16 protein-coding genes are annotated in these 19662 nt (G+C 73.4%); 9 read left to right on the top strand and 7 right to left on the bottom strand.

Annotated features, from left to right (window positions below):
* A complete protein-coding gene (recQ, locus tag HGA03_RS02040) occupies positions 1 to 2007 on the bottom strand; it encodes a DNA helicase RecQ (protein ID WP_239073705.1) in 2007 nt (668 codons plus the stop codon).
* 320 nt (positions 2008 to 2327) lie between these two features.
* Here recQ and HGA03_RS02035 point away from each other — a divergent pair, with 320 nt between their 5' ends.
* The 5 genes from HGA03_RS02035 (at position 2328) to HGA03_RS02015 (ending at position 9319) form a co-directional block, all read left to right on the top strand.
* A complete protein-coding gene (locus HGA03_RS02035; protein WP_168628527.1) occupies positions 2328 to 4385 on the top strand; it encodes an endo-1,4-beta-xylanase in 2058 nt (685 codons plus the stop codon).
* Positions 4386 to 5105: 720 nt separating this feature from the next.
* Positions 5106 to 6512, top strand: coding sequence for a magnesium transporter (gene mgtE, locus HGA03_RS02030; RefSeq protein WP_168628526.1), 1407 nt, complete (start codon positions 5106 to 5108; stop codon positions 6510 to 6512).
* 35 nt (positions 6513 to 6547) lie between these two features.
* Complete coding sequence (locus HGA03_RS02025; RefSeq protein ID WP_239073704.1) at positions 6548 to 7357, top strand: IclR family transcriptional regulator; 810 nt, start codon at positions 6548 to 6550, stop codon at positions 7355 to 7357.
* Between the two features lie 113 nt (positions 7358 to 7470).
* Positions 7471 to 8124: a bifunctional 4-hydroxy-2-oxoglutarate aldolase/2-dehydro-3-deoxy-phosphogluconate aldolase gene (gene eda, locus HGA03_RS02020; protein WP_239073703.1), complete on the top strand. Its 654-nt coding sequence runs from the start codon at positions 7471 to 7473 to the stop codon at positions 8122 to 8124.
* A 94-nt stretch (positions 8125 to 8218) separates the two neighbouring features.
* A complete protein-coding gene (locus tag HGA03_RS02015) occupies positions 8219 to 9319 on the top strand; it encodes a sugar kinase (protein WP_168628525.1) in 1101 nt (366 codons plus the stop codon).
* A 56-nt stretch (positions 9320 to 9375) separates the two neighbouring features.
* Here HGA03_RS02015 and glpK read toward each other — a convergent pair whose 3' ends face one another.
* The 3 genes from glpK to HGA03_RS02000 all read right to left on the bottom strand — a co-directional run bounded on the left by glpK (position 9376) and on the right by HGA03_RS02000 (position 13687).
* Entirely contained in the window at positions 9376 to 10896 is a 1521-nt protein-coding gene (gene glpK / locus HGA03_RS02010) for a glycerol kinase GlpK (RefSeq protein WP_168628524.1), read from the bottom strand.
* 120 nt (positions 10897 to 11016) lie between these two features.
* Entirely contained in the window at positions 11017 to 11748 is a 732-nt protein-coding gene (locus HGA03_RS02005) for an MIP/aquaporin family protein (protein ID WP_203767646.1), read from the bottom strand.
* Between the two features lie 118 nt (positions 11749 to 11866).
* A complete protein-coding gene (locus HGA03_RS02000; RefSeq protein ID WP_168628523.1) occupies positions 11867 to 13687 on the bottom strand; it encodes a glycerol-3-phosphate dehydrogenase/oxidase in 1821 nt (606 codons plus the stop codon).
* A 153-nt stretch (positions 13688 to 13840) separates the two neighbouring features.
* On the opposite strand from HGA03_RS02000, the gene HGA03_RS01995 reads away from it, so the two are divergent.
* The 3 genes from HGA03_RS01995 (at position 13841) to HGA03_RS01985 (ending at position 15923) form a co-directional block, all read left to right on the top strand.
* Positions 13841 to 14791 (top strand): sugar-binding transcriptional regulator, encoded by a 951-nt coding sequence (locus tag HGA03_RS01995; protein ID WP_168628522.1) that lies wholly within the window; start codon positions 13841 to 13843, stop codon positions 14789 to 14791.
* Between the two features lie 75 nt (positions 14792 to 14866).
* A complete protein-coding gene (locus HGA03_RS01990; protein ID WP_239073702.1) occupies positions 14867 to 15409 on the top strand; it encodes an amino-acid N-acetyltransferase in 543 nt (180 codons plus the stop codon).
* A 4-nt stretch (positions 15410 to 15413) separates the two neighbouring features.
* Positions 15414 to 15923 (top strand): hypothetical protein, encoded by a 510-nt coding sequence (locus HGA03_RS01985; RefSeq protein ID WP_168628521.1) that lies wholly within the window; start codon positions 15414 to 15416, stop codon positions 15921 to 15923.
* Between the two features lie 11 nt (positions 15924 to 15934).
* Here the strand turns inward: HGA03_RS01985 and HGA03_RS01980 are convergent, their stop codons facing one another.
* Positions 15935 to 16870, bottom strand: a complete 936-nt coding sequence (locus HGA03_RS01980) for an HhH-GPD family protein (protein ID WP_203767642.1) — start codon at positions 16868 to 16870, stop codon at positions 15935 to 15937.
* 87 nt (positions 16871 to 16957) lie between these two features.
* On the opposite strand from HGA03_RS01980, the gene HGA03_RS01975 reads away from it, so the two are divergent.
* The gene (locus tag HGA03_RS01975; protein WP_168628520.1) at positions 16958 to 17542 is read left to right on the top strand and encodes a hypothetical protein; all 585 of its coding nucleotides are present in this window, start codon (positions 16958 to 16960) and stop codon (positions 17540 to 17542) included.
* 13 nt (positions 17543 to 17555) lie between these two features.
* Here HGA03_RS01975 and HGA03_RS01970 read toward each other — a convergent pair whose 3' ends face one another.
* Both HGA03_RS01970 and disA read right to left on the bottom strand, forming a co-directional pair.
* Positions 17556 to 18479, bottom strand: coding sequence for an NADP-dependent oxidoreductase (locus HGA03_RS01970; RefSeq protein ID WP_168628519.1), 924 nt, complete (start codon positions 18477 to 18479; stop codon positions 17556 to 17558).
* 39 nt (positions 18480 to 18518) lie between these two features.
* The gene (disA, locus tag HGA03_RS01965) at positions 18519 to 19622 is read right to left on the bottom strand and encodes a DNA integrity scanning diadenylate cyclase DisA (protein ID WP_168628518.1); all 1104 of its coding nucleotides are present in this window, start codon (positions 19620 to 19622) and stop codon (positions 18519 to 18521) included.
* Positions 19623 to 19662: the final 40 nt, after the last annotated feature.

The raw sequence follows: 19662 nt of genomic DNA, 5'->3' as shown, positions 1-19662 counted from the left end.
CTACTCGTCTGCCCCGGCCGGCTCGCGGCCGGCGACCACGGCCAGCACGTCCTCGCCGTAGCGTTCCAGCTTGCTCGCGCCCACCCCGCTGATCGTGCCCAGGGTGGCGGTGTCCTCCGGTCGGGCGGCGGCGATCGCCCGCAGCGTCGCGTCGTGGAAGACGACGTAGGCGGGCAGGCCGTTCGCCTTCGCGGTGCGGGCCCGCCAGGCGCGCAGCCGCTCGAACAGGTCGGCATCCGCGTCGTCCAACGGGGTCTGGTCCGCGGTCGAGCGCCGGGAGCGGGCCGCACCGGCGGTGGACCGGGCCACCCGGGTGTCCTGGCGCAGCGGCACCTCGCGCTCGCCGCGCAGCACGACCGCGCTCGCCTCGGTCAGCCGCAGGGTGCCGTAGCCGTCGGTGTCCACGCCGAGGATGCCCTGGGCGAGCAGCTGGCGGATCACGCCGCGCCATTCGCCGTCGGACAGGTCCGCACCCAGGCCGAAGGTGCTCAGCTGGTCGTGGCCGAGCTGGTCGATCCGGGGGGTGCGCTTGCCACGCAGGATGTCGATCAGGTGCCCGGCGCCGTAGTGCCGCCGGTGCTCACGCTCCAGCCGGACGATGGTGGACAGCAGCTTCTGCGCGGGCACGGTGCCGTCCCAGGTGCTCGGCGGCGCCAGGCAGGTGTCACAGTTGCCGCACGGTTCGGATTCCTGGCCGAAGTAGGCGAGCAGTTGCTGACGGCGGCAGCTGACCGTCTCGCACAGTGCCAGCATCGCGTCCAGGTGCTGGGAGAGCCGGCGGCGGTGCTGCTCGTCGCCCTCGGAGCTGTCGATCATCTTGCGCTGCTGCACCACATCCGCCAGGCCGTAGGCCAGCCAGGCGGTGGACGGCAGGCCGTCGCGCCCGGCCCGCCCGGTCTCCTGGTAGTAGCCCTCGACGGACTTGGGCAGGTCGAGGTGCGCGACGAACCGGACGTCCGGCTTGTCGATCCCCATCCCGAACGCGATCGTGGCGACCATCACCAGACCGTCCTCGCGCAGGAACCGGCTCTGGTTGCGGGCCCGCAGCTCCCGGTCGAGCCCGGCGTGGTACGGCAGCGCCGGGATGCCCTGGGCGCTGAGGAACTCGGCGGTCTGCTCCACCGAGGCCCGGGACAGGCAGTAGACGATGCCCGCGTCCCCGGCGTGCTCGGTGCGCAGCAGGTCGAGCAACTGCTGGCGCGGGTTGTCCTTGGGCACGATCCGGTACTGGATGTTCGGCCGGTCGAAGCTGGCGACGAAGTGCCGGGCCCCGGTCAGCTCCAACCGCTCGGCGATCTCGGCCCGGGTCGCCGCGGTGGCGGTGGCGGTCAGCGCGATCCGGGGGACCTCCGGCCAGCGCTCGTGCAGCACCGACAGGCCCAGGTAGTCCGGGCGGAAGTCGTGGCCCCACTGGGAGACGCAGTGCGCCTCGTCGATGGCGAAGACGCTGATCGCGGCGCGGCCGAGCAGCTCCAGGGTGTCCGGGACGCGCAGCCGCTCCGGCGCCAGGTAGAGCAGGTCGAGCTCACCGGACAGCAGGGCCTGTTCCACCGCGCGCCGCTGGCCGAAGTCCTGGGTCGAGTTGAGGAACCCGGCGCGCACGCCGAGCGCGGACAGGGCATCGACCTGGTCCTGCATCAGGGCGATCAGCGGGGAGATCACCACGCCAGTGCCCGGCCGGACCAGGGCCGGGACCTGGTAGCACAGCGACTTGCCGCCGCCGGTGGGCATCAGGACCAGGGCGTCGCCGCCGCCGACCACGGTGTCCACGATGGCGGCCTGCTCGCCGCGGAAGTCGTCGTAGCCCCAGACCTCACGCAGCACGTCGATCGGGGAGCGGCCGGTGGTGGCGTCGTGGGCGGGGTGCGGCACCGGCCGGGGCGCGGCCGGGTCGCCGTGTGCCGCGGCCGAGCGCTGGGCGGGGCCCGGATCGTAGGGCGGTTCCTCGGCCGGGTCGTACGGCGGCTCGTCCGGCAGCGGCCACTCGTCGTCCCATGCCTGCGTCACGTCGTCCACCCTAGCGGCGGGCACCGACCCCCTCGGCGGTTGTCCACAGGCTCCGTTCTGGCATGTGGGACGGGTCTAGTAGCCCATGACTCAGAGTCGATACCGTTATCGACAACGATCTCCACCGGACATCGCAGTCCGGGAGCCGCAGCCGGGTCCGCCCGGCCGGGGACGTGCCCAGCGGCGCGGCACGCGGCCGCGCTGCCTGATCGCAATGGAGCGACATGCACCCCTCTGCCCGACACCTGCCCCATCGCCGCACGGGCGGCGCAGCACCACCCGGCCCGTCCGGCCGCACACCAGCGCGGCGGATGATCGCCGTGGCGGCCGCCCTCGTGGTCGCACTGACCGGGATCGGCATCGCCCCCGCCTGGGCCGACGACACCTATCAGGTGCACGTCGAGGTGGTCGGCGACGGCACCGCCGGCGTGGTCGGCGCGAGCACCACGTTCAGCGCCGGGGACACCGTGCAGCTGACGGCCACCCCGGACTCCGACGCCACCGTCTGGGGCGGCTGGACCTCCGATGAGCTCGACTGGATCGGCGCCCGGGTGGACGAGTTCACGATGCCGGCCGGGGACGTGCACCTCACGTCCTCGTTCCGGGACCGCGCGCCCGCCCTCGCCGACACCTACCAGGACCGGTTCGACGTGGGCGCGATCTGGGGGACGCAGACGTACACCGACCCGCAGAGTTCCGCGATCGTCGACCGGGACTACAGCGTGATGACGGCCGAGAACGCGATGAAGCCGGAGGCACTGCTGCCCAACGCCAACATCGCCGACAACGGGGACTTCACCTTCGAGTGGTCGACGGCGGACGCCTTCGTCGACGAGACCAACGCCCGTGGGATGCGGGTGCACGGGCACGTCCTGGTCTGGCACTCGCAGTCGCCGGCGCGGATCAACTCCGGCGCCACCGGCGGGACCCGCGCCCAGGCCCGGGACAACATGGAGCGCTACATCCGCGAGGTGCTCACCCACTACTCCGGCCAGATCCCGACCTGGGACGTGGTGAACGAGGCCTTCGTCGACGGGATCGGTTCGTTCGACCCGGAGACCGAGGACTGGCAGGACTACCTGCGCGGCGGCCCGAACGGCGGCAACTCCAACTGGTACCAGGTGTACGCCGACGGCGCCGACACCGCCGCCGGTGAGACCGCGGGCGACTTCATCTACGACGCCTTCGTCTTCGCCCGGCAGTACGGGCCCGAGGTCCAGCTGCAGTACAACGACTTCAACCTGTTCCAGTCCAGCGGCAAGGCCCGGGCCGCGGTCGCAATGGCCACCGAGCTCAACGCGCGCTACGCGGCGGAGCACCCCGAGGACGACCGGCTGCTGATCGAGGTCATGGGCATGCAGTCGCACGACTACATCAACCAGACGCCCGCCTTCGCCTGCACCGGGTCGCTGGCGCCGGAGCTGGTCGACGCCGCCGCCGAGGAGTGGCAGGCCGGTGCGTGCTCGGACACCGAGTCGCTGGAGGCCTCGATCCGGCTGTTCCGCGAGGCCGGCCTGGAGGTGGCGATCAGCGAGCTCGACCTGCAGGTGTTCGAGTCCTGGGACGGGATGCCGCAGGGGCCGAACAACAACGACCTGTCGGTGTACGCCGACCTGACCGACCCCGCGGCCAAGGACCTGTTCTACCGCGACGGGGCGACCTACTGGGTCGGCAAGATCACCAACCGGGCCGAGCTGGAGGAGATCCAGGCGCAGCGGTACGCGGAGTTCTTCAGCGTGTTCACCGCCTACGCCGACGGCATCGAGCGGGTCACGTTCTGGGGGCTGACCGACGCGCAGAGCTGGCGGCGCAACCACAACCCGCTCACCCGCAACCAGGACTACTCCGAGAAGCTCGCGGCCTGGGCGGTCGCGGACCCGGCGGGCTGGTACGCGCGGAATGACGGTGGCGACCCGGGCCCGGAGCCGGAGCCGGAGCCGGTGCAGTTCGCCGGGACGGTGTCCGCGACCCGGCTGGCCCCCGGCGACGAGTTCCAGGTCACCGGTATCGGAGCCTCCGCGGCCGGGGTGGTGCGGGTGGAGCTGCACTCGGTGGTGACGGTGCTCGCCAGCGTGGCCGCCGGGGCCGACGGCAGCTACGCGCTCACGGCGCGGGTCCCGGAGGCGACACCGGCCGGTGCGCACACCGTGGTGGTCGTGGACGAGGTGACCGGGGCGACCTGGACGATCCCGGTCACCGTGACCGCGGCGGTCGGGGACCCGGGAGTCGGCGGCGCAGTCGTGGGCGACACCACGACCGGTGGCGGACCGTCGCAGCTGGCGGTGACCGGTGCCTCGGTCGCGGCGGCGGCCGGGTTGGCGGCCGCGCTGCTCGCGGCCGGTGCGACCGTGCTGGTCCTCCGGCGGCGGCTGGTCTGACACTGGCGCGGTCAGGCGGTCCCGGGGCGCGCGGAGGGTGCGCCCCGGGATCGCCGGCTGTCCGGGGGACGGGCGTGCGATGGTGCGCCCCGGGGTCGCCGGTGGGTCCGGGGTGTGCCGGGGGTCACGGTCCCGGCGCCGGTCGGAGGGCTACACTCGGCGCGGGGCCGACCGGCCCGACCAGCACGACGGCGAGGAGGTGGACGCGATGGACGACACCGCGAGTAGTCGGCATCCGTCGACGCCCGTCGTGCTGCGCGTGCAGGCCTGAGCCGCCCCGAAGGGCCGCCCGGCCGGTGCGCAGAGCCCGGCCCGGCGTCGGCGGAGCACGGCGCCGCCCACCTGCGGCGCACCCGCGCCGCCCGCTGCGGCGCATCCCGATCCGTCACCGCCCCGCGCCGTGACGTCCCGCCCGTCCGGCGCCCCGACCGTCCGGCCCGCACTCCCGCGTGCCGCCCCCGGTCGCCGCGTCGCCGAGCATCCCGAGCCCACCGCGCCCGTCGTGGTCGCGATGGCCGGTCGTGCCGTGCCGCCCCGGCGTGTGCCGCCTCCGTGTGAGGTGTCCCGCGCCGCCGACGGTGCCGCGCCCCGGCCCCGTGACCGCCCGGTCCCGCCGGGTCGTGCGCCCTCCGGCGTGCGCCCCGGGACCTGAGCGCGCGGACCGTGCCCGGGGTGCGCCCGCGGGACGCCCGGCCGCGGCCGCCCCCGAAGGAGCGCGTCATGACCCGCCACACCCCCGCCCTCGCCCGCCGCCCGGCCGCGCAGCCGCCGACGCCGCTGGACCTGCACGACGTCGTCGCTATCGGCACCCGCCGCGCCGTCGAGGTCTGGCTGGAGCAGACCCCCGACCCCCGGCGCCGCGCCGACGATCTCGCCGACCTGTCCGACGCCCAGGTCCGCTCCCTGGTCGGCCTGCTCGACCCCGCGACCGCCGACGAGCTGCTCGGCACGCTGGACCCGCACGCCGCCGCCGAGGTGCTGCACGTGGTGTCCGTGCCGGTCGCGGCAGGGCTGGTTGACAGCCTGGACCCGGACGAGGCCGCCGAGCTGCTGCGCGCCCTGCCCGACGCCGAGCGCGCCGACGTGCTCGGTGCGATGCGGGTGGTGCGTTCCGCCGTGGTGCGCGGGCTGTTGGCCTGGCCGGACGACTCCGCCGCGGCCCGGATGAACCCCGAGGTCGCGACCGTCCGCCCGACCATGACGGTCCGCGAGGCCGTGGACGAGCTGCGCGCCCAGCCCGACCGGACCGCCGACGCCGGTGAGGTCTGGGTGACCAGCGACCCCGCGGCCGAGGGTGGCCCGGCACTGCTCGGCCTCGTCACGTTCCGCGACCTGGTGCTGGCGGCGCCCGAGCTGCTGGTCGCCGACCTGATGCGGGAGGACGTGGTCACCGTCGAGCCCACCGCCGACCAGGAGCGCGCCGCCCGGCTGCTGCAGGACCACCGCCTGGCCGCGCTCCCCGTGGTGGCCGACGGGCAGCTGCTCGGCGTGCTCACCGGCGACGACGTCGCGGACATCGTCGAGGAGGAGGCCACCGAGGACGCGGTGCGCCAGGGTGGTGCCGCGCCGATGGACGTGCCGTACCTGCGGGCCTCGCCGCTGCTGCTGTGGCGCAAGCGGATCGTCTGGCTGCTGGTGCTGTTCGTGACCGCGACCATCACCAGCAGCGTCCTGCAGTACTACGAGGACGAGCTGGAGACCGTGATCGCCCTGACCCTGTTCGTCCCGCTGCTGATCGGCGCGGGCGGCAACGCGGGCACCCAGATCACCGCCACCGTGATCCGGGCGATGGCCACCGGCAGCGTCCGGCTGCGCGATGCGGGCCGGGTGGTGCGCAAGGAGGTCACCACCGGGTTCCTGGTGTGCGTGACGATCGCGGCGGTCGGCTGGCTGCGTGCCTGGACGATGGGCGTCGGGGGAGAGGTCGCGCTGACCGTCGCCGTGGCGGCCGGGGCGATCATCCTGTGGGCGTCGATGATCGCGTCGCTGCTGCCGCTGCTGCTGCGCAAGGTGGGGCTGGACCCGGCGGTCGGGTCGGGGCCGCTGATCACGACGCTGGTCGACGGCACCGGGTTGATCATCTACTTCACCGTGGCCCGGTGGTTCATCACGGCGCTCGGGGGCTGAGCGCCGTCCGCCACGGCGCCCGTAGGGTGGGCGCCGTGGTGGAGCAGACGAGCGGCGGGGGTGCAGCGGGCACGGCGAGCGGACCGGTGGCGTCGCCGGTGGAGAGCGTCGACCGTGCGCTGCGCACCCTGGAGGCCGTCGCCGCCGCGGGGCCGGCCGGTGTGAGCCTGGCCGACCTGTCCGCCGCGCTCGGCGTGCACAAGACCACCGTGCACCGCTCGCTCGCCGCGCTCCGGCACCGCGACTACGTGGCGCAGGACCCGGCCACCGGGCGCTACGGCCTCGGCCCGGCCGCCGTGGGGCTCGCCGACCGGTACTTCGCCGAGGACGACCTGCCCGCGCGGCTGCACGGCGCCCTGGTCGCGCTGTGTGCCGCGACCGACGAGCTGGTGCACCTCGGTGTCCTGAGCGGCGCCCAGGTGGTGTACCTGGACAAGGTCGAACCCGAGCGGCCGGTGCGGGTGTGGTCCGCGGTCGGCCGGCGGAACTGGGCCGCCACTACCGCGCTCGGCCGGGCGATGCTCGCGTTCGGCGACACCCCGGCGGCGGCGCTGGACGGGTACGTCGGGGCGGTGCAGCCCGCCGGCCGGATCGACGTCGCGCACGTGGCGGAGGAGCTGGCCGCCGCCCGCCGTCGTGGCTACGCCGTCGAGGTCGAGGAGAACGAGCCCGGCATCGCCTGCCTCGGGGTGCCGCTGCTCCGCGGATCGCGCCCGGTCGCGGCGCTCAGCGTCACGGCCCCGGCCGACCGGATGACGGCGGAGCGCCGGGCCGAGGTGCACGCCCGGGTCTGCGCGGTCGTGCCCCCGCTGCTGCCGCCGGGCCTGGCGCTGCCCACGGCCTGATCTGGCGTACGCGCGCCACCAGCCCCGCCACCACCACCGTTGCCGCCGCACACCCTCCTGTGTCACCATCGGTGCGCAGAGCGCAGCGCGCGTTGCGCACAGCGAAACGTGAGATGAGGGAGTTCGACATGGCGGACGTGCTCGACCGGCTCGCGGCGCACCGGCTGGTGCCCGTGGTGGTCCTCGACGAGGCGCGCGACGCGGGTCCGCTCGCCGACGCGCTGGTCGCGGGCGGTCTGCCGGTCGCCGAGGTCACGTTCCGCACCGCGGCGGCGGCCGATGCCATCCGCGCGATCGCGGACCGCGGCGGCGACGTGCTGGTCGGCGCGGGCACCGTGATCACCCCCGCGCAGGTCGACGCCGCCGTGGCCGCGGGTGCGCAGTACCTCGTGTCGCCGGGGACCTCGCGCGCCGTGGTGGAGCGGGCGCAGGAGCACGGCGTGCCGGTGCTGCCCGGTGCGGTCACCGCGACCGAGGTCCAGGCCGCGCTCGAACTCGGCCTGGACACGGTGAAGTTCTTCCCGGCCGGCACGTCCGGCGGCAGCGCGGCGATCGCGGCGCTGGCGGCACCGTTCGGCGGGGTCCGGTTCGTGCCGACCGGCGGCGTGGGCCCGGGCAACCTCGACCAGTACCTCGCGCTGCCGTGCGTCGCCGCGGTCGGCGGCTCGTGGATGGTGCCCCGCGACCGGGTGCGGGCGGGCGACCTCGCCGGGGTGCGCACCCTGATCGCCGACGCGGTCGCGCTCGCCACCCGCCTGCGCCCTTGACCTGCCGCGCCACCCCGTCGCCCCTGCCTCGGACCTCCAGCCGCCCCCCGGCCTCACGCCACCCCGCCACCCCCGCCCCGAAGGAGCGCACCCCATGCCCCTGTCGATCCGTCCCGCAGCCGAGTGCCGGTACGACGCCGTCTCGCTCGGCGAGGTGATGCTCCGCCTCGACCCCGGTGAGGGCCGCATCCGCACCGCCCGGCAGTTCCGCGCCTGGGAGGGTGGCGGCGAGTACAACGTGGCCCGTGGCCTGCGCCGGGCATTCGGCCTGCGCACCGGCATCGTCACCGCACTGGCGGACAACGAGGTCGGCCGGCTGGTCGAGGACCTGATCCTGACCGGCGGCGTGGACACGTCCTTCCTGCGCTGGCTGCCCTATGACGGGATCGGTCGTCAGGTCCGCAACGGCCTGAACTTCACCGAGCGCGGCTTCGGGGTGCGCGGGGCGGTGGGGGTGAGCGATCGCGGGCACACCGCCGCCTCGCAGCTCGCGCCGGACGACGTCGACTGGGACCACCTGTTCGGCGACCTGGGCGTGCGGTGGCTGCACACCGGCGGCATCTACGCCGCGCTGTCCGCGACCGCCGCCGACACCGTGATCGCCGCGGTCACCGCCGCCAAGCGGCACGGCACGATCGTGTCCTACGACCTGAACTACCGGCCCAGTCTCTGGCGGGCGACCGGCGGCACCGCCCGGGCGCAGCAGGTCAACCGGGAGATCGCCCGGCACGTGGACGTGATGATCGGCAACGAGGAGGACTTCACCGCCGCGCTCGGCTTCGAGGTCGAGGGGGTGGATGCCGACCTGGCCGAGCTGGATGTGGCCGGCTTCGCCCGGATGATCGACCGGGTGGCGGCGGAGTACCCGAACTTCGGCGTGATCGCGACCACCCTGCGCACGGTCCGGACCGCCACCGTGAACGACTGGGGGGCGATCGCCTGGTCCGCGGACTCCGGGCTGGTGCGAGCCACCCACCGGGACGGGCTGGAGATCCTGGACCGGGTCGGCGGTGGCGACTCCTTCGCTTCCGGGCTGATCGCCGGGCTGCTGGACGGCGAGCCGCTGGCCACCGCGGTCGAGTGGGGGGCCGCGCACGGTGCGCTGGCGATGACCACGCCCGGCGACACCTCGATGGCGACCCGTGCAGAGGTGCTCAAGCTCGCCGGCGGTGGTGGCGCGCGCGTCGACCGCTGACCGGCACGCAGAAAGGCCCGGCGATCATCGCCGGGCCCTTCCGCGTCAGCGGTGGATCACTTCACGTCGTCGTCGACCCAGTCGAAGGTCTTGGTGACGGCCTTCTTCCACAGCCGGTACTGCCGGTCGCGCTCGGAGGCGTCGATCTTGGACTCCCAGCGCTTGTCCTCGGCCCAGTTGTCGATCACGTCCTGCTCGCCGTTCCAGTAGCCGACCGCGATGCCCGCGGCGTAGGCGGCACCCAGGGCGGTGGTCTCGGCGACCTTCGGCTTGATCACCGGCACGTCGAGGATGTCCGCCTGGAACTGCATCAGCAGGTCGTTGGCGGTCATGCCGCCGTCCACCTTGAGCTCGGTGAGCGCGACCCCGGAGTCGGCGTTCATCGCGTCCATCACCTCGCGGGTCTGGAACGCGGTGGCCTCCAGCGCCGCCCGGGCGATGTGGTTGCGGTTGACGAACCGGGTCAGGCCGACCAGCGCGCCGCGGGCGTCCGAGCGCCAGTACGGGGCGAACAGGCCGGAGAACGCCGGGACGAAGTACGCGCCACCGTTGTCGTCGACCTTGCTGGCCAGGTACTCGATGTCCGGGGCGTCCATGAACATGCCCAGGTTGTCGCGCAGCCACTGCACCAGGGAGCCGGTGACCGCGATCGAGCCCTCCAGCGCGTACACCTGCGGGGCGTCGCCGATCTTGTAGGCGACCGTGGTGAGCAGGCCGTTCTTGGAGGCGACCGGCTCGGTGCCGGTGTTCAGCAGCATGAAGTTGCCGGTGCCGTAGGTGTTCTTGGCGTTGCCGACCTCGAAGCAGGCCTGGCCGAAGGTGGCCGCCTGCTGGTCGCCCAGGATGCCGGCGATCGGGACGCCCGGCACCAGACCGCCCTTGCGGCCCTCGCCGTAGACCTCGGAGGAGGAGCGGATCTCCGGGAGCATCGACAGCGGGATGCCCATCTCGGCGGCGATCTCCTCGTTCCAGGTGAGCGAGTCGACGTTCATCAGCAGGGTGCGCGAGGCGTTGGTGACGTCGGTGACGTGGATGCCGCCCTCGACACCGCCGGTCATGTTCCACAGCACCCAGGAGTCGGTGTTGCCGAAGGCCAGCTCGCCGCGCTCGGCCTTCTCCCGGGCGCCCTCGACGTTGTCCAGGATCCAGCGGATCTTCGGGCCGGAGAAGTAGGTCGCCAGCGGCAGGCCGGTGCGCTCCTTGTACCGCTCGGCGCCGCCACCCAGCGCGGCCAGGTCGTCGCAGATCTTCTGGGTCCGGGTGTCCTGCCAGACGATCGCGTTGTAGACCGGCTGACCGGTGGTGCGGTCCCAGACCACCGCGGTCTCGCGCTGGTTGGTGATGCCGATCGCGGCCAGGTCGGTGTAGGTCTTGTTCGCGCGGGACAGCGCCAGGCCGACGACCTCGCGCACGTTGGTCCAGATCTCGTTCGGGTCGTGCTCGACCCACCCGGCACGGGGGAAGATCTGCTGGTGCTCGGTCTGGCCGACCGACACGATCTGGCCGGAGTGATCGAAGATGATCGCCCGGGACGAGGTGGTGCCCTGGTCGATGGCCATGACGAACTTGTCGGACATGTCACTTCCTTCGTTGAGGGTGCGGGGCAGCGCAGGGGGGCGCCGCCCGCTCAGGTGCGGGTCGGCACGTGGGCCGGGCGACCGGATCGGCGGCCCGGCCCACGCGCGAGGGAGAACGGGTCAGAACACCCAGCCGAGGGCCTGGGCGAGCAGACCGCCGAGCAGACCACCGACGGCGGGGCCGGCCACCGGCACCCAGGCGTAGGACCAGTCGGAGGAACCCTTGCCCTTGATCGGGAGCAGGGCGTGCGCGATGCGGGGACCGAGGTCACGGGCCGGGTTGATCGCGTAGCCGGTGGGACCACCGAGGCTGGCACCGATCGCGACCACGACCAGGGCCACACCGAGCGGGCCGATCTGCGCCGGGGTGTTGCCGCTGATCACGACCCAGAACACCAGCACGAAGGTCGCCAGGACCTCAGTGACGAAGTTCCAGCCGTAGGAGCGGACCGCCGGACCGGTGGAGAACACGGCCAGCTTGTCCGCCGGGTCCGCCTCCTCGTCGAAGTGCTTCTTGTAGGCCAGGTAGGCGAGGGCGGCACCGACCGCGGCACCGGCCATCTGGGCGGCGATATAGATGAAGCCGTTGGCGGCGCTCACCTCGACACCCGGGGCGAACTCGTCCTTGCCGGCCGCCCAGATACCCAGCGTGACCGCGGGGTTGAGGTGGGCGCCGGTCTTGAAGGCCACGTACACACCGGCGAAGACCGCGAGGCCCCAGCCGAAGTTGATCAGCAGCCAACCGCCGGCGTTGCCCTTGGTCTTGGGCAGCACCACGTTCGCCACCACACCGGCACCGAGGAGCAGCAGCACCGCGGTACCGAGGAACTCGGAGAGGAACACCTCTCCCATCGAGATGGACTCCACAGTCGACCTCTTTCTGGACGTCGTTGTCTCACAGGGGTTTCCGGGTCACGGGACCGGGTCCCGCGCTCCGGCACGGCCGGGCGACCGTGGTGGAACAGTCAGATCATGTCCCCGCCGGACCCGCTGCGGCAGGGGTGTCGGGGGTGGAACCGGGCTTGGTCCCGGCCTCCACCCGGTCGCCCCCGGGCAGCGGGAGCATCGGGGACAGGTCCTCCGCCTGGAGCCGGGCGACCTCCGCGGCCACGTCGTCCGGTGCCTCGGCGGCGGCGAACTCCGCCTCGGCCCGCGACCGGTAGGCCGCGATCTCCTTCTCCCGGGTGGCGGCGTCCCAGCCGAGTCGCGGACCGATCAGGTCGGCGATCTCCTCCAGGGCGCCCACACCCTTGTCCGCCTGCTCGTAGTTCAGGCGGGTGCGGTGCATCATCACGTCGTCCAGGTGCAGCACGCCCTCGTGGGTGGCGGCGTAGACGACCTCGGCCCCGATGTAGGCGGGGGCGTTCTTCAGCGGCTCGGCCAGCGCCGGCTCGGCCTCGATCAGGTCGATCAGCTCGTGGATCAGCGAACCGTAGCGGTGCAGCAGGTGGTCCATCCGGCCGCGGTCCCAGCCGTAGCGCTGCGCGGTGTCCCGGGACTGGCGCTGCACGACCTCCAGGCCCTCGGCGCCGATCAGCGGCACCCGGTCGGTGATCGACGGCAGGCTGGTCGCCCGGGACCCGATCGCGAAGTCGACCGCGTCCTTGGCCATCACCCGGTAGGTGGTGAGCTTGCCGCCGGCGATCACGGTCAGGCCCGGGGTCGGCGAGGCGACGGTGTGCTCGCGGGAGACCTTGGCCGAGGAGGTGCCCTCCTTGGTGCCCGGCTGCAGCAGCGGTCGCAGGCCGGCCCAGGTGCCGATCACGTCCTCGCGGGTCAGCGGCCGGGCGAGCACCGCATTCGCGTGGTCGATCACGTAGTCGATGTCGGCCGAGGTGGCCACCGGGTGGGTCAGCTCCTGCTCCCACGGGGTGTCGGTGGTGCCGATCACCCAGTACCGGGACCACGGGATCACGAACAGCACCGACTTCTCGGTCTGCAGGATCAGGCCGGTGTTCCCGGCGATCCGGTCCCGGGGGACGACGATGTGGATGCCCTTGGACGCCAGCACCCGCAGGCCGCCCTCGGTGCCGGCCAGCGACTCGGTCTGCTCGGTCCACACGCCGGTCGCGTTGATGACGTGCCGGGCCCGGACGGTGAACTGCTCGCCGGTCTCCAGGTCGACCAGCTCGGCGCCGGTGACCGCACCGCCGGAGGTGGTGGTCATCCCGAGCACCTGGGTCCGGGATGCCGCGTGGGCGCCGTAGCTGACCGCGGTGCGGATCAGGGTGGACACCAGGCGGGCGTCGTCGACGGCGGCGTCCCAGTACCGGACCGCGCCGACCGCCGCGTCGTGCCGCAGGTCGGGGAACAGCTTCTCCATGCCCTTGCGGGACAGGTGCCGGTGGATCGGCATCGCGCGCTCGCGGCCGGAGACGCTGGCCAGCGTGTCGTACAGCGCCACACCGGCACCGACGTAGGCCCGCTCCCAGACCCGGTGCTCCAGCGGGTAGAGGAAGGACACCGGCTTGACCAGGTGCGGGGCCAGGGTGTTGATCAGCAGGTCGCGCTCGGTCAGCGCCTCCCGGACCAGGTGGAAGTCCAGCATCTGCAGGTAGCGCAGGCCGCCGTGCACCAGCTTGCTGGATCGGCTGGAGGTGCCCGAGGCCCAGTCCTGGGCGTCGATCACCGCGGTGGACAGGCCACGGGTGACCGCGTCCAGCGCGATGCCGGCACCGGTGACGCCACCGCCGATGACCAGGACGTCGAGCTCGGGACCTCCCTCCGTGGTGGAGCGCAGGGTCGCCAGGGCGTCCTGCCGGAGCTGGGGGGTCAGTGCTGCCGTCCTCATGGGTGTCTCTCCGATGCGTCGCCGTCGGCCGCTCGTCCCGCCCGGTCGCGGCCGGTGCCGGGTGGGACTTCGGTCCTGCCTGCAGCTATCGTCGGGGCCAGCGAACAGACGCGCAACCGCTGTGCACGAACGTGCAGACACCAAGGAGGGTGAATGGCCGACCGCGACCAGGACGTACTGCGGGCAGCGTCGATGTACTACCTCCAGGACGTGAAGATGGAGGTCATCGCCCGGCACCTCGGCACCTCCCGCTCCACGGTGTCCCGATTGCTGAAGCAGGCGCGCGAGAGCGGGCTGGTCGAGATCACGCTGCGACCGTCCAGTACCCGCGCCCCCGGACTCGGGCGCACCATCTCCGCCGCCTTCGGCATCGAGACCTATGTGGTGCCGGTGCCGGACTCCGCCGAGGAGATCGACCGGCTCGACCAGGTCGCCCGCACCGCCGCCCGGCTGCTCGCCAGCTGGTTCGACTCGGACATGATCCTCGGCGTCGCCTGGGGCACCACGCTGGCCGCGATCTCCCGCCGCCTGCAGCCCAAACCCACCCGTGGGTCGGTGGTGGTGCAGCTCAACGGGGCAGCGAACACCCGGACCTCCGGCATCGAGTACGCCAGCGACCTGATCGCCTCCTTCGGCGCCGCCTACGGGGCCGCGGTGCACCACTTCCCGGTGCCGGCCTTCTTCGACTACCCGGAGAGCAAGCAGGCGATGTGGCGGGAACGTTCGGTGCGCCGGGTGCTGGACGAGCAGGCCCGGGCCGACATCGCGCTGTTCTCGGTCGGCTCGGTCTCCGGCACCCTGCCCTCACACGTGTACTCCGCCGGGTACCTGGACGCCGACGACGTCGACCTGCTGCACGACCAGGGCGTGGTCGGCGACGTGTGCACGGTGTTCCTGCGCGCCGACGGCACCTGGCAGGACGTGCCGCTCAACGCCCGCGCCACCGGCCCGACCCCCGAACAGCTGCGCCGGATCCCGCGCCGGCTGTGCGCGGTGGCCGGCGACACCAAGGCGGTCCCGCTGCTCGCCGCGCTGCGGGCCGGCACGGTGACGGACCTGGTGGTGGACGAACGGACCGCGGCCCGGCTGCTGGAGCTGGTGTAGCGGGTCGGGGGCGGAGCAGTCTCGGTGGGCGGTCCGGGCGGGGCGGGGTGCGGGGTGGAGTCGTAGGTTGACCGGGTGACCTCTCGCGATGAGCTGCCGATCCGGATCCGGCCCGCCCTGCCCGCCGACGTCCGGGCGATCGGCGGCTTGGTCCAGCCCTATGCCGACGAGCGGATCCTGCTCGCCAAGGAGTGGGTGGGCTACTACGAGGCGGTGCAGGAGTTCCTGGTCGCCGAGGCCCCGGACGGCAGCCTGATCGGGTGCGGGGCGCTGCACGTGATGTGGGAGGACCTGGCCGAGATCCGCACGCTGGCGGTGGCCCGGGACTGGCGCAAGCGCGGAGTGGGGCACCTGCTGCTGGACGCGCTGACCGAGCGGGCGCGCGGGCTGGGACTGCGGCGGCTGTTCTGCCTGACGTTCGAGGTGGACTTCTTCGCCGGGCACGGCTGGTCGGAGATCGACGGCACCCCGGTCGACCAACAGGTCTACGCCGAACTGCTCCGCTCACCGGACGACGGGGTGGCCGAGTTCCTGGACCTGGCGCGGGTGAAGCCGAACACGCTGGGCAACACCCGGATGCTGATCGAGTTGTCCGGCGGGGAACCGTTCGTACGCTGACCAGATGACGACCGCGCCCGCACCGGATCCGGAGGAACTCGATCGCCGGGCCGAGCGCCTGAAGGAACGGGTCTACGTCACCTTCGCGGCGCTCGCGGTGGTGCTGGCCATGCGCGGGCACGTCGACTCCGCGGGGGTGGCGGCCCGGACGCTGGCGATCACGGTGGGCGGCACGCTGCTGGCGGTGCTGGTCGCCGACCTGGTCTCGCACATCGTGGTGCACCAGGAGCTGCCGGACCGGTCGGAGTTGCGGCACTTCCTCCGGGTCACCCGCAGTGGGCTGGGGCCGGCGATCGTGCCGCTGATCCTGCTCGGGGTCTCCGCCGCCGGGCGGTGGTCGGTGGACTCGGCGCTCCGGGCGTCCTCGGCGGCGCTGCTGGCCAACCTGGTCGTGATCGGCTGGTGGGCGGCGCGGCGGCTGAAGCTGACCGTGGTGCAGCGGGTGGTGGTGCTCGGCGCCGAGCTCGCCCTGGGCGCCGCGGTGGTCGGGCTGGAGCTGGCCGCGCACCACTGAACGCCGGGGTGTCAGCCGGGCAACCGGTAGCGCGGGTCCTCGGCGGGGCCGATCTGTTCCACCAGGTGGTCGGCGAGCAGGGAGGCCAGGCACCGGTCGCGCTGACCGGCGTCCGGCCAGACCGCGGCGACCGCGTGGGCGGGCACCGGTTCCAGGGCCTCGCGCAGCAACGCCATGATCCGGCCGCGCACCTGGCGGTCGGTGCCGGCCCAGGCCTGGGTCCGTCGGCGTCCGGCATGCGCGTCGGCCGGGAAACCGGCCGCCCGCCAGGCGCACAGGGCGCGCACCGGGCAGTCGTCGCAGCGCGGGGCACGGGCGGTGCAGACCAGGGCGCCCAGTTCCATCGACCCGGCGGCCCAGCGTGCGGCGGACCGGTCGTCGTCGGGGACGAATGCCTGGGCCAGCCGGCGCTCGGCGACGGTCAGCGCGGGGGCGGGCAGCGCGATCCCCTCCGCGACCCGGGCGATCACCCGGCGGACGTTGGTGTCCAGCACGGTGGAGCGCAGCCCGAAGGCGAACGCCCGGATCGCGGCGGCGGTGTACTCGCCGATCCCGGGCAGTGCGCGCAGGGCAGCCTCGTCGGTGGGCAACTCACCGTCGTGCCGCTCGACCACCGCTCGGGCGCACTCACGCAGCCGCAGCGCCCGGCGCGGGTAGCCGAGCCGGTCCCAGGCGCGCAGCACGTCGGCGGGTGCCGCGGTGGCCAGGTCGGCGGGGGTGGGCCAGCGGGTCATCCAGGCGCGCCAGGCCGGTTCGACCCGGACCACCGGGGTCTGCTGCAGCATCACCTCGCTGACCAGCACGCCGTAGGGGGTGCGGTCGGGTGAACGCCAGGGCAGATCGCGTGCGTGGCTGGCGAACCAGTCGTCGACCAGCTGCCGGACCTCCGCGGTCTCCTCGGCGGGCACCGGAGTGGTGGGGGTGGGGACGGCGGGCACGGGGGACATACTCACACGCAGGTCGAGTGGCTTGCCGCAGCGGCCTGAGGGTGCGGCACACTACCGTGATCGCGAGTCGAACAGAGAGGATCGGCCATGAGCGTGCTGCGTCCGGTCGGGCCCGAACCGGCCGCCGTCTACTGGCGGCGGCGCCTGGTCGTGCTGGTGGGGCTGCTGGTCGTGGTCGTGCTGGTGGTCGTGCTGATCCGGCTGTTCACCGGCGGCGGCGACGACGGGCCGGTGTCGGCCCCGTCACCGAGTACCTCCACCCAGACGGAGGAACAGAGCTCGGGCGCGGTCGCCTGCGAGCCGGCCGACCTGAGCCTGCAGCTCGCCGCGGACGCGACCGACTACCCGGAGGGCGCGCAGCCGCTGTTCACCGTCACCATGACCAACGCCGGCACCGCCCCGTGCCTGCTGGACGCCGGCGACGCGCAGCGCGAGATCGTGGTGACCTCGGGCAGCGACCGGATCTGGGCCAGCACCGACTGCGGCGAGGGTGAGCCCTTGCAACTGCTGCTGGCGCCGGAGCAGTCCGACCAGCGGCAGACCCAGTGGGACCGCAGCCGGTCGGACGAGGCGTGCTCCACCGGCCTGCCGGCGCCGCAGCCGGGGACCTACCAGGCGGTGCTCACCCTGAACGGCGTGAGCACCGACCCGGTGGTCTTCACCCTGGGCTGAACCCGGGCTGACCTCAGGGCTTGACGACGATCTTGCCGCGGGTGTGCCCGGCAGCCAGCTCCTCGTAGGCCTCGGCGGCACGGTCCAGCGGGTAAGCGGCCGACACCTCGATCCGCAGCTCGCCGTCCGCGGCCAGGTGCGCCAGGCCGGCCAGATCGGCGGAGTCCGGGCGGACCCAGACGTAGTGCCCGCCGAATTCGGTCCGGGCCCGCGGGTCCGCGATCGACACCACGGTGCCCCCGTCCCGCCGGAGCTGGTCCGTGACATCCATCGCCGCACCCCCGACGTAGTCGAGGATCACGTCCACCCCCTCCGGCGCCAGGGCCCGCACCGCCTCGACCAGACCGTCGCCGTAGCTGACCGGTTCGGCGCCCAGCTCGCGCAGGTAGTCGTGGTTGCGCTCGGACGCGGTCCCGATCACCCGGGCGCCCTCGCGGACCGCGAGCTGCACCGCGATCGACCCGACCCCACCGGCGGCGGCGTGCACCAGCACGGTGTCGCCCTGGCGCAGCCCGGACCGGCGCACGCTCTGCAACGCGGTCAGCCCGGCGAGCGGGAGGGCGGCGGCCCGGTCGAAGTCCAGCCCGGCCGGCTTGCGGGCGGCGGTGCGGACCGGCACCTGCACGTACTCGGCCAGGGTGCCGTCCTGCACGGTGTCCTTGCGGGCGTACGCCAGGATCTCGTCGCCCTCGGCGAACTCGGGGGTGTCCAGCCCGGCCTTCACCACCACGCCGGCGACGTCCCAGGCCGGGATCGCGGGGAAGCGGGTGTCGATCAGGCCCTGCAGGTACCCCTCGCGGACCTTGTAGTCGACCGGGTTGATCCCGGCGGCCACCACCTTCACCAGCACGGAGTCCGGGCCGATGTGCGGCTCGGGCTGGTCGGTGACCTGCATGACCTCGGCGCCGCCGAAGCGGTCGTACGTGACTGCCTTCATGCCTCGGCCAACGACCTGCCGCCCGTGGTCATTCCGCGATCAGACGTACCGCTCCAGGATGCTGGACTCGGCCAGCCGGGACAGGCCCTCGCGCACGGCCCGGGCCCGCTGCTCGCCGACGCCGTCCACCGCCATCAGATCGTCGATGCTGGCCGCGAGCAGCTTCTGCAGCCCGCTGAAGTGGCCGACCAGCCGGTCGACGATCGCGGCGGGCAGCCGGGGGACCTTGGACAGCAGGCGGTAACCGCGCGGGGCGACCGCGGAGTCCAGCACCTCGACCGCACTGGGCAGGCCGAGCACCCGGGCCATCGCGGACAGGTCCAGCAGCTCGGTGGAGTCCAGGGCGGCCAGCGCGGTCTGCACCTGCTCCTGGGTGCGGCGGGCGGTGTCCACGTAGTCGCGCACCACCAGGTCGGAGTCGGCGCCGATCCCGCCGGTCAGCTCGTCCAGCTGTAGGGACAGCAGGCGCCCGTCGGTGCCGAGCTCGACCACGTAGCCGGCGATCTCGTCGAAGATCCGCCGGACCATCTCCAGCCGCTGCACCACGACGCAGACGTCCCGGACCGTGACCAGGTCCTCGATCTCCAGTGCGGACAGGGTGCCGGAGACCTCGTCCAGCCGGGCCTTGTACCGCTCCAGGGTGGCCAGCGCCTGATTCGCCCGGCCGAGGATCGCGTCCGGGTCTTCCAGCACGTGCCGCTGCCCGGCGACGTAGAGCGCGATGATCCGCATCGAGGCGGACACCGAGATCACCGGCAGGCCGGTCTGCTTGGCGGCGCGCTCGGCGGTGCGGTGCCGGGTGCCGGACTCCGAGGTGCTGATCGAGGCGTCCGGCAGCAACTGGACCGCGGCGCGCAGGATCCGGCCCCGGTCGGGGTCCATCACGATCGCGCCGTCCATCTTGGCCAGCTCGCGCAGCCGGGTGGCGGAGAACTCGACGTCCAGCTCGAACCCGCCGGAGCAGATGCCCTCCACCGTCTCGTCGTAGCCGAGGACGATCAGCGCGCCGGTGCGCCCACGCAGGATGCGCTCGAGTCCGTCGCGCAGTTCGGTGCCGGGCGCGACGGCGGCCAGGGTGGAGCGGAGCGTCTCGTCCGCCTGGGAGGTGGGCACGGTCGTGATCCTACGGGTCGGCACCGTCATCGCGCGGGGTGTGACACGGGGTGTGGGTGGGCGCGGCTAG

The sequence above is a fragment of the Cellulomonas denverensis genome (genome assembly GCF_012396125.1).
In the GTDB taxonomy this organism is placed as follows: Bacteria; Actinomycetota; Actinomycetes; order Actinomycetales; family Cellulomonadaceae; genus Cellulomonas; species Cellulomonas denverensis.
This window is presented reverse-complemented; position numbering and strand designations above follow the sequence as displayed.

Excerpts from the sequence above, each read along its gene's own strand:
- disA (WP_168628518.1), bottom strand. The coding sequence starts at position 19,622 with ATGACGGTGCCGACCCGTAGGATCACGACCGTGCCCACCTCCCAGGCG.
- HGA03_RS02005 (WP_203767646.1), bottom strand. The coding sequence starts at position 11,748 with ATGGGAGAGGTGTTCCTCTCCGAGTTCCTCGGTACCGCGGTGCTGCTG.
- HGA03_RS01970 (WP_168628519.1), bottom strand. The coding sequence starts at position 18,479 with ATGAAGGCAGTCACGTACGACCGCTTCGGCGGCGCCGAGGTCATGCAG.
- HGA03_RS02000 (WP_168628523.1), bottom strand. The coding sequence starts at position 13,687 with ATGAGGACGGCAGCACTGACCCCCCAGCTCCGGCAGGACGCCCTGGCG.
- HGA03_RS02015 (WP_168628525.1), top strand. The coding sequence starts at position 8,219 with ATGCCCCTGTCGATCCGTCCCGCAGCCGAGTGCCGGTACGACGCCGTC.
- HGA03_RS01985 (WP_168628521.1), top strand. The coding sequence starts at position 15,414 with ATGACGACCGCGCCCGCACCGGATCCGGAGGAACTCGATCGCCGGGCC.
- HGA03_RS01995 (WP_168628522.1), top strand. The coding sequence starts at position 13,841 with ATGGCCGACCGCGACCAGGACGTACTGCGGGCAGCGTCGATGTACTAC.
- HGA03_RS01980 (WP_203767642.1), bottom strand. The coding sequence starts at position 16,870 with ATGTCCCCCGTGCCCGCCGTCCCCACCCCCACCACTCCGGTGCCCGCC.
- eda (WP_239073703.1), top strand. The coding sequence starts at position 7,471 with ATGAGGGAGTTCGACATGGCGGACGTGCTCGACCGGCTCGCGGCGCAC.
- glpK (WP_168628524.1), bottom strand. The coding sequence starts at position 10,896 with ATGTCCGACAAGTTCGTCATGGCCATCGACCAGGGCACCACCTCGTCC.
- HGA03_RS01975 (WP_168628520.1), top strand. The coding sequence starts at position 16,958 with ATGAGCGTGCTGCGTCCGGTCGGGCCCGAACCGGCCGCCGTCTACTGG.
- mgtE (WP_168628526.1), top strand. The coding sequence starts at position 5,106 with ATGACCCGCCACACCCCCGCCCTCGCCCGCCGCCCGGCCGCGCAGCCG.